Here is a 527-nt window from a genome sequence, read left to right on the forward strand (position 1 = left end):
ATCCATGATCGTTGCCGAAAGCTCGGCGGCGTAGCCGCAAAAGCGCCAGCCCTCGTTGACCACCACGGCATGGTGCGTTTTCGCGATCGAGGCGACGATGGCGTTGACATCCAGCGGGCGCAGCGACCGGAGATCGACGATCTCGGCCGAAACACCGTCGGCTGCGAGAAGATCCGCGGCTTTCAGTGCCTCGACCACCATCTTGGAGGTGGCGAATATCGAGATATCGTTGCCTTCGCGCAGGGTTGCCGCCTTGCCGAGCGGCACGGTCACATCGCCTTCCGGCACCTCGCCGCGGGTGTTGTAGAGCAGCTTGTGCTCGAGGAAGACCACCGGCTGGTCGTCGCGGATCGCGGCCTTCAGCATGCCCTTGGCGTCGGCGGGCGTCGAAGGAGCAACGACCTTGATGCCGGGTATGTGGGCAAGCATGGAATCGAGCGACTTGGAGTGCTGCGCGCCGGCGCCGGCGCCGCCCTGCGTACGCAGCACGAACGGCCAGGTCAAGATGCCGTTCGTGCTGCGTACGC

The 527-nt window shown here is 65.1% G+C and carries 1 protein-coding gene; it reads right to left on the minus strand.

Going from position 1 to position 527, the window contains the following annotated elements; translation table 11 throughout:
- On the minus strand, nt 1-504 hold a 504-nt coding region (locus EN879_RS38360; RefSeq protein WP_281034643.1), incomplete at its 3' end, for a transketolase C-terminal domain-containing protein.
- Between the last annotated feature and the right edge of the window lie 23 nt (nt 505-527).

This window comes from Mesorhizobium sp. M7A.F.Ca.AU.002.02.1.1, assembly GCF_003998535.1.
Taxonomy (GTDB): Bacteria; Pseudomonadota; Alphaproteobacteria; order Rhizobiales; family Rhizobiaceae; genus Mesorhizobium; species Mesorhizobium ciceri.